Below are 8305 nucleotides of genomic sequence, written 5' to 3' on the forward strand. Positions count from 1 at the left end.
GGCCCGGGGGGCCACCACCCCCGGGGCCTCTTCTCCGCCGGTTGCCTCTCCGCAGGCCGCCCCCGCGGCTCCGGCGGCGAAGCCTGCCGCGAAGCCGCAGCCGAAGGCCGCGCCCGCCAAGGACGCCGGCAAGGGCGCCGCGGAGGCCCCCGAGGGCCCCGAGCTGGTGACGCTGCGCGGTCCCGCCGCGGCCGTCGCCAAGAACATGGACGCCTCGCTGGAGATGCCGACGGCCACCTCGGTCCGCGCGGTCCCGGTGAAGCTGCTGTTCGACAACCGCATCGTCATCAACAACCACCTCAAGCGCGCCCGCGGCGGGAAGATCTCCTTCACGCACCTCATCGGGTACGCGATGGTGCAGGCGATCAAGGCGATGCCGGCCATGAACTGGTCGTACCAGATCAAGGACGGCAAGCCGACCCTCGTCAAGCCGGACCACGTCAACCTCGGCCTCGCCATCGACCTGGTCAAGCCCAACGGCGACCGCCAGCTGGTCGTCGCGGCGATCAAGAAGGCCGAGACGCTGAACTTCTTCGAGTTCTGGCAGGCCTACGAGGACATCGTCCGCCGCGCCCGCGACGGCAAGCTGACGATGGCCGACTTCACCGGCGTCACGGTCTCCCTGACCAACCCCGGCGGCCTGGGCACCGTCCACTCCGTGCCGCGGCTGATGCCCGGCCAGTCGGTGATCATGGGCGTCGGCTCCATGGACTACCCGGCCGAGTTCCAGGGCACCTCCCAGGACACCCTGAACAAGCTGGGCGTCTCCAAGGTCATGACGCTGACCTCGACCTACGACCACCGGGTCATCCAGGGCGCCGCCTCCGGCGAGTTCCTGCGCGTCGTCGCCAACCTGCTGCTCGGCGAGAGCGACTTCTACGACGACATCTTCAAGGCGCTGCGCATCCCCTACGAGCCGGTCCGCTGGCTCAAGGACATCGACGCCAGCCACGACGACGACGTCACCAAGGCCGCCCGGGTCTTCGAGCTGATCCACTCCTACCGGGTCCGCGGCCATGTCATGGCCGACACCGACCCGCTGGAGTACCAGCAGCGCAAGCACCCCGACCTGGACATCACCGAGCACGGGCTCACCCTGTGGGACCTGGAGCGCGAGTTCGCCGTCGGCGGCTTCGCCGGCAAGTCGATGATGAAGCTGCGCGACATCCTCGGCGTGCTGCGCGACTCGTACTGCCGCACCACCGGCATCGAGTTCATGCACATCCAGGACCCCAAGCAGCGCAAGTGGATCCAGGACCGGGTGGAGCGCCCGCACTCCAAGCCGGAGCGCGAGGAGCAGCTGCGCATCCTGCGCCGGCTGAACTCGGCGGAGGCTTTCGAGACCTTCCTGCAGACCAAGTACGTCGGCCAGAAGCGGTTCTCCCTGGAGGGCGGCGAGTCCGTCATTCCGCTGCTGGACGCGGTCCTCGACTCCGCGGCCGAGTCCCGTCTGGACGAGGTCGTCATCGGCATGGCCCACCGCGGCCGGCTGAACGTGCTGGCCAACATCGTCGGCAAGTCGTACGCGCAGATCTTCCGCGAGTTCGAGGGCAACCTCGACCCGAAGTCGATGCACGGCTCCGGCGACGTGAAGTACCACCTGGGCGCCGAGGGCACCTTCACCGGCCTGGACGGCGAGCAGATCAACGTCAGCCTGGTCGCGAACCCCTCCCACCTGGAGGCCGTCGACCCGGTTCTGGAGGGCGTCGCCCGCGCCAAGCAGGACATCATCGGCAAGGGCGGCACGGACTTCACGGTCCTGCCGGTGGCGATCCACGGCGACGCGGCCTTCGCGGGCCAGGGCGTGGTGGCCGAGACCCTGAACATGTCGCAGCTGCGCGGCTACCGCACCGGCGGCACGGTCCACATCGTCATCAACAACCAGGTCGGCTTCACCGCGGCCCCCGAGTCCTCGCGCTCCTCCATGTACGCGACGGACGTGGCGCGCATGATCGAGGCCCCGATCTTCCATGTGAACGGCGACGACCCGGAGGCCGTGGTCCGCGTGGCGCGGCTGGCCTTCGAGTTCCGTCAGGCGTTCAACAAGGACGTGGTGATCGACCTCATCTGCTACCGCCGCCGCGGTCACAACGAGTCGGACAACCCGGCCTTCACCCAGCCGCTGATGTACGACCTGATCGACAAGAAGCGCTCGGTGCGCAAGCTCTACACCGAGTCCCTCATCGGTCGCGGCGACATCACCCTGGAGGAGGCCGAGCAGGCGCTGCAGGACTACCAGGGCCAGCTGGAGAAGGTCTTCACCGAGGTCCGCGAGGCCACCTCGCAGCCCTCGGCCGTGGAGCCCACCGACCCGCAGGCCGAGTTCCCGGTCACCGTGAACACCGCGGTGACCACCGAGGTGGTCAAGCGGATCGCCGAGTCCCAGGTCAACATCCCCGACCACATCACCATCCACCCGCGGCTGCTGCCGCAGCTGCAGCGCCGGGCGGCCATGGTCGAGGACGACACGATCGACTGGGGCATGGGCGAGACCCTCGCCGTCGGCTCGCTGCTGCTGGAGGGCGTCCCGGTCCGGCTGGCCGGCCAGGACTCCCAGCGCGGCACCTTCGGCCAGCGCCATGCGGTGGTCATCGACCGCGAGACCGGCGACGAGTTCACTCCGCTGCTGTACCTGTCCGAGGACCAGGCCCGGTACAACGTCTACAACTCCCTGCTCTCCGAGTACGCGGCCATGGGCTTCGAGTACGGCTACTCGCTGGCCCGCCCGAACGCGCTGGTGATGTGGGAGGCGCAGTTCGGCGACTTCGTCAACGGCGCGCAGACCGTGGTGGACGAGTTCATCACGTCGGCGGAGCAGAAGTGGGCGCAGACCTCCGGTGTGGTCCTGCTCCTCCCGCACGGCTACGAGGGCCAGGGCCCGGACCACTCCTCGGCCCGCCCGGAGCGGTTCCTGCAGCTGTGCGCTCAGAACAACATGACGGTCGCGATGCCGACCTCCCCGGCGAACTACTTCCACCTCCTGCGGTGGCAGGTGCACAACCCGCACCACAAGCCGCTGGTCGTCTTCACCCCGAAGTCGATGCTGCGTCTGAAGGCGGCGGCATCGAAGGCGGAGGAGTTCACCACGGGCCAGTTCCGCCCGGTCATCGGCGACGACTCGGTCGACCCGGCCGCGGTGAAGAAGGTCGTCTTCTGCGCCGGCAAGGTCTACTACGACCTGGAGGCCGAGCGGAGGAAGCGCAGCGCGACCGACGCCGAGGCCGCCCGGACGGCGATCATCCGCATCGAGCGGCTGTACCCGCTGCCGGGTGCCGAACTCCAGGCGGAGATCGCGAAGTACCCGAACGCCGAGAAGTACCTGTGGGCCCAGGAGGAGCCGGCCAACCAGGGTTCCTGGCCGTTCATCGCGCTCAACCTGATCGACCACCTGGACCTGGCGGTCGGCGCCGACGTCCCGCACGGCGAGCGTCTGCGCCGCATCTCCCGGCCGCACGGCTCGTCCCCGGCCGTCGGTTCCGCCAAGCGGCACCAGGCCGAGCAGGAGCAGCTGGTGCGCGAGGTCTTCGAGGCGTAGCCGCCGAGCACCGCGCCTGACCGGGCCGCACCCCTTCTCGGGGGTGCGGCCCGGCCCGTTTCCCGCACTTATCCTTGACCGCATGTACTTCACCGACCGTGGCATCGAGGAACTGGAGAAGCGGCGCGGCGAGGAGGAGGTCACCTTCGAGTGGCTCGCCGAGCAGCTGCGGACGTTCGTCGATCTGAACCCCGACTTCGAGGTCCCGGTGGAGCGGCTGGCCACCTGGCTGGCGCGGCTGGACGACGAGGACGACGAGTAGGCCGGTCAGTACCCCTCGGTCCGGGAACCGCCGCCCCGGGTGACGTCGTAGGCGAGGCCGAGCACCCCGTGAGCCAGCAGCAGCGCGCCCGCGGTGATCCAGCCGCCGCTGCGGCGCCGTACACCGAGGAGGGTGAGCGGGAGACCGGCCGCCACCTGGGCCAGAGCCAGAGCACGCGCCCTGGGGCCGCCCGCGCCGGGCAGCCAACAGCCTACGCGGCTGACGCGGCTGACCCCGACGGTGTCCAGCCGGGCGCGGACGCTCTCCCGCCCTGCGGGGCGCCCACCAGGCTGCTCACCGGGCCGCTCGACCGGAACGGCGTCGCTGCGGCCGCGGAGCGCCGCGCAGAGCCGCTCGGCGGGTTCACCGGGAGCGAGCCCCTCCGGCAGTGCGACTCCCGCGCGGGTGAGGACGGCGAGCAGTCCACGCAGCCGGGAACGGGCGTCGGCCCCGGGGTCGGGCCGGGTGAGCCGGTCGAGGGCCTGGACGTCGAGGACCGGATCGAGGCCGAGTCGGGCGGCGAAGGTCCGCATCGCCTCGTCCTCGCCGGCCGGGACGCCGTTCATGAGCCAGACATAGCCGACGGGGCGGCGGAAGCCGGCGGCGAGGGTGAGACCGGCCCGGTCGGTGTCCCACCACAGGGCGAGGACCGGCCAGGGAGCGCCGACGGCGAGGGCCACGGCCCAGCCGGTGAGCACGCGGTCCACCGGCTCGGCACCGTGCAGCCAGGGGCCGCCCTCCGGGACGAGCACGGTCCATTCCTCACCGGCCGGGGCGAGCAGCAGGGGCGCCCTCAGCAGCGGGGCGACCGGAACGACGGAACCCGGGGCCGCCCGGCAGAGCAGCAGTGCGCCCGAGGCGGCCGGCCCACTCGGGAACTCTTCCGTCGACATGGTCACAAACTAGGGCAACCGGCTGGCGCCGACAGAGCGCTGATCACCAGAACGGGTGTCTTGACTTTCCCCGGCCGCGATATATCGTGAAGACAGAGAACGCGATATGGCGCGTTGTTCTCGTCGTTCTGGGAGGTCTGCACCATGTCCGAATGGTCCGTCGCAGAGGCCAGGAAGCTCACCTTCGACGCCCCCGTGAGCGAGCTCCACGTACGCATCGTCAACGGAGCGGTGAACGTGGTGGGCACCGACGAGGGTTCCGCCCGTCTTGAGCTCTCCGAGATCGAGGGCCCGCCGCTGATCGTGACCCACCGGGACGGCGTGCTCACGGTCGCCTACGACGACCTGCCCTGGAAGGGCTTCCTCAGCTGGCTGGACCGCAAGGGCTGGCGCCGCAGCGCGGTGGTCTCGCTGGCGGTTCCGGCCGGCACCCGGGTGGAGGTCGGCACCGTCGGCGCCGCCGCGACCATCTCGGGGCTCGAGGGGCGGACCGAGGTGAAGGGAGTCTCCGGGGACACCACGCTGGTGGGGATCACGGGCCCGGTACGCGCGCACACCGTCTCGGGGAGCGTGGAGGCCCAGGCCCTCACCGGCGACCTTCGCTTCAACTCCGTCTCCGGTGATCTGACCGTCGTGGCGGCCGGCTCGTCCGTCCGGGCCGACTCGGTGAGCGGTTCGATGATCGTCGACCTGGACCGGGCCGGCGGCCCCACGGACATCGGCCTGAACAGCGTCTCGGGCGAGGTGGCCATCCGGCTGCCGCACCCGGCGGACACCCGGGTGGAGGCGAACACCGCGGGGGGCACCGTCTCCAGCGCCTTCGAGGACCTGCGGGTCACCGGCCAGTGGGGCGCCAAGCGGATCACCGGCCGGCTCGGGGCGGGCAACGGCCGGCTCAAGGCGACGACGGTCTCCGGCTCGATCGCCCTGCTGCGCAGGCCGCCGGCGGAGGAGGAACCCTGGGACCTGGACCCGCAGGACGCGGTGCCGGGGGACAATTCCGATTCCGGTCCGGACGAGAGCGCCGCGGGCGCACCGGCCGCCGACGGCACGACCGACAAGAAGGTGCTCTGACATGCCCCCCGTCTTCGCCCATGGCCGCCTCCGCCTCTACCTGCTGAAGCTGCTCGACGAGGCCCCGCGTCACGGATACGAGGTGATCCGCCTCCTCGAGGAACGCTTCCAGGGTCTGTACGCCCCCTCTGCGGGCACGGTCTATCCGCGGCTGGCCAAGCTGGAGGCCGAGGGGCTGGTCACCCACACCACCGAGGGCGGCCGCAAGGTCTACGCCATCACCGACGCCGGCCGCGCCGAACTGGCCGACCGCAGCGGCGAGCTGGCCGACCTGGAGCTGGAGATCCGGGAGTCGGTCGCCGAGCTCGCCGCCGAGATCCGCGCCGACGTGCGGGGCGCGGCGGGAAATCTGCGCCGGGAGATGCGGGCGGCGGCCACCGAGGCCCGCCGGGGCACCGGGACCGGGGCCGGAGGCGAGCAGGGCGGCGGCTTCGGGGACTTCACCGACCTCGGCGACAAGGAGGCCTGGCGGGCCGCCAAGGAGGAGATGCGGCGCGTCAAGCAGGAGTGGAAGGAGCAGGCCCGGCGTGCCAAGGACGAGAGCCGCCGGGCGCGCGAGGAGGCCCAGCGGGCGCGGCGGCAGGCCAAGGAGGCCCAGGAGCGGGCCCGGGCCCAGGCGCAGGAGGAGGTGCAGCGCATCGCCCGGCGGGTCCAGGATCAGGTGCAGGACCACTTCGCGCGGGGCGACTGGCCGACCGGGGTGCGCGAGGGGCTGACGGAACTGGCCAAGGAGTTCGGTGAGTTCGGCAAGGAGTGCGGTCCGGGCCGCACCGCGGGGGGCGCCGGCGGCTCGGCCCCCGTTCCGGAGCACTCCGACGCCCCGGAGGACCACACCCCGGCCTGGGCGCACGAACACACCACCGACTCCACCGGCGACCCGGCGCGCGATCTGGACCGGCTCCTCGACCGCTTCCGGGACGACATCCGGGACGCGGCCCGGGACCACGGGGTCAGCGCCGACCAGCTCCGCGACGCCCGCCGCCATCTGTCCACGGCGGCGGCCCACATCGGCGCACTCCTGCGCAACCCCAGGTCCTGAGCCGGCCCCGTCGGTATCACCGACCGGCGGGCGGTACGCGGACCGCCCGCCGCCGGAGCGCCCCACCGAGCCCGGGCACGACCCCGTACGCACGCAGGGACCGGCGCTCCCGGGCGCGCCGACGAGGACGACACCCGCCCAGGGCATTCGGACCGAGCAGACCGGCCCGACCGGAGAGACCTGACCGGAGAGACCCGACCGGCCCGATCTGACAGACCCGACCGAGCAGAGCGGTCGCCCCGGGCGGCACAGACACCCGGCGCGGAGCCGACACCAGGCGGCACAGACACCCGGCACAGAGCCGGCACACCAGGCAGCACAGACACCCGGCACAGAGCCGGCACACCAGGCAGCACAGACACCCGGCACAGAGCCGGCACACCGGGCAGAGCGCGGATCACGCACGGCGGTGACCATCGCGACCAGGCCCGCCGCACGGGCACACACGCGACCGACCCGGTACGGCGCCCGCGGGCCACACCCACCGCGCCTCCCCCGACCGGCCACGCCGAGATCGGCCCGGCCGGCTGCCCGGCACAGCGGCGATCCGGTACATCCGTCGGCGCTCCCCTGACCGGGCGTGCCGGGGTGGTCGGCGGGGGCGCCCGAGGTCCGTTCGGGGCGCCCCTGCGCCTCACCCCGACCCGGCTTCTCCCTCCCCGCCCAGCACCCTGGTCAGCGACTCATGGGTCACGCCGTGGTCGGCGAGCACCTCCGCGGGCACGCCGGGGCGGACGGTGAGGGCGAGGAGGAGGTGTTCGTCACCGATGAGCCGGTCGCGGCGGCCGACGGCGAGTCGCAGCGCCTGCTCCAGGACGTCCTTGGACTCGCGGGCGAAGCCGGTCCGCCCCGGCCACCACCCCTTGTCCCTCCGGCTGTCCTTCCGGCCGCCGGCCCTCCGGTCGCCGGACAGCGCCCCGGCGCCGTGCGCCTCCTCGACCCGGGCGACGATCTCGGAGACGTCGATCCCCAGACCGGCGAGGGCGTCGGCCTCCGCCCGTGACAGACCGGCCCGTCGGCGCGCCTCCTCCAAGGCCCGCCGCACCGACTCCCGGCGCTCGCCGGAGACACCGAGCGCGGCCAGGGCGAAGGAGCCGCGGCTGCCCTCCCGGTCCAGCAGGGCCAGCAGCAGATGCCCGTCCTCCACCCTGCCCGCACCCGCCTCATCGGCCCGGTCGAGGGCGCCTTTCACCACGTCGCGCGCATCCTTGGTGAACCGCTCGAACATCAACGCCTCCCGTACTTCTTGTGCACGGCCTGTCTGCTCACCCCGAGTTCGGTGGCGATCTCCTGCCACGACCAGCCCTGCCCGCGCGCGCTGCGCACCTGCACAGCCTCCAGCTGCTCCAGCAGCCGGCGCAGCGCGGCCACGGCGCGCAGCCCCACCCGCGGATCGCGGTCACCGGCACGCGCGGCGAGGTCCGTTGCTTCGCTCATGATGTCAATGTAGGTTGACACTTCCGGTCTGTCAACATTGATTGACAGACCCGGTGGCGAAGAAG

7 protein-coding genes are annotated in these 8305 nt (G+C 72.0%); 4 read left to right on the top strand and 3 right to left on the bottom strand.

The annotated features are described in order from the left end of the window. Positions 1 to 3535 (top strand): multifunctional oxoglutarate decarboxylase/oxoglutarate dehydrogenase thiamine pyrophosphate-binding subunit/dihydrolipoyllysine-residue succinyltransferase subunit (locus V5O46_RS31195; protein WP_332888105.1); only part of this gene is annotated, 3535 nt, incomplete at its 5' end. A gap of 82 nt (positions 3536 to 3617) precedes the next feature. After that, complete coding sequence (locus V5O46_RS31200; RefSeq protein WP_003992906.1) at positions 3618 to 3797, top strand: DUF6104 family protein; 180 nt, start codon at positions 3618 to 3620, stop codon at positions 3795 to 3797. Positions 3798 to 3802: 5 nt separating this feature from the next. Here V5O46_RS31200 and V5O46_RS31205 read toward each other — a convergent pair whose 3' ends face one another. Beyond that, positions 3803 to 4690 carry a hypothetical protein gene (locus V5O46_RS31205; RefSeq protein ID WP_332888106.1) on the bottom strand — a complete coding sequence of 296 codons (888 nt, stop codon included), beginning with the start codon at positions 4688 to 4690 and terminating at the stop codon, positions 3803 to 3805. A 144-nt stretch (positions 4691 to 4834) separates the two neighbouring features. On the opposite strand from V5O46_RS31205, the gene V5O46_RS31210 reads away from it, so the two are divergent. Then, positions 4835 to 5764: a DUF4097 family beta strand repeat-containing protein gene (locus V5O46_RS31210; RefSeq protein ID WP_332888107.1), complete on the top strand. Its 930-nt coding sequence runs from the start codon at positions 4835 to 4837 to the stop codon at positions 5762 to 5764. Position 5765: 1 nt separating this feature from the next. Further along, positions 5766 to 6803, top strand: a complete 1038-nt coding sequence (locus tag V5O46_RS31215; protein ID WP_332888108.1) for a PadR family transcriptional regulator — start codon at positions 5766 to 5768, stop codon at positions 6801 to 6803. A gap of 634 nt (positions 6804 to 7437) precedes the next feature. Here the strand turns inward: V5O46_RS31215 and V5O46_RS31220 are convergent. Together V5O46_RS31220 and V5O46_RS31225 are read right to left on the bottom strand one after the other, a co-directional pair. Next, positions 7438 to 8031, bottom strand: coding sequence for a Clp protease N-terminal domain-containing protein (locus V5O46_RS31220; RefSeq protein ID WP_332888109.1), 594 nt, complete (start codon positions 8029 to 8031; stop codon positions 7438 to 7440). Next, the gene (locus V5O46_RS31225; RefSeq protein WP_332888110.1) at positions 8031 to 8240 is read right to left on the bottom strand and encodes an RNA polymerase sigma factor sigma-70 region 4 domain-containing protein; all 210 of its coding nucleotides are present in this window, start codon (positions 8238 to 8240) and stop codon (positions 8031 to 8033) included. Before V5O46_RS31225 ends, V5O46_RS31220 begins: the two co-directional genes overlap by 1 nt. Positions 8241 to 8305: the final 65 nt, after the last annotated feature.

Origin of the sequence: Streptomyces poriticola (assembly GCF_036689765.1) — a bacterium.
Classification (GTDB): Bacteria; Actinomycetota; Actinomycetes; order Streptomycetales; family Streptomycetaceae; genus Streptomyces; species Streptomyces poriticola.

Excerpts from the sequence above, each read along its gene's own strand:
- V5O46_RS31210 (WP_332888107.1), top strand. The coding sequence starts at position 4,835 with ATGTCCGAATGGTCCGTCGCAGAGGCCAGGAAGCTCACCTTCGACGCC.
- V5O46_RS31220 (WP_332888109.1), bottom strand. The coding sequence starts at position 8,031 with ATGTTCGAGCGGTTCACCAAGGATGCGCGCGACGTGGTGAAAGGCGCC.
- V5O46_RS31205 (WP_332888106.1), bottom strand. The coding sequence starts at position 4,690 with ATGTCGACGGAAGAGTTCCCGAGTGGGCCGGCCGCCTCGGGCGCACTG.
- V5O46_RS31215 (WP_332888108.1), top strand. The coding sequence starts at position 5,766 with ATGCCCCCCGTCTTCGCCCATGGCCGCCTCCGCCTCTACCTGCTGAAG.
- V5O46_RS31225 (WP_332888110.1), bottom strand. The coding sequence starts at position 8,240 with ATGAGCGAAGCAACGGACCTCGCCGCGCGTGCCGGTGACCGCGATCCG.
- V5O46_RS31200 (WP_003992906.1), top strand. The coding sequence starts at position 3,618 with ATGTACTTCACCGACCGTGGCATCGAGGAACTGGAGAAGCGGCGCGGC.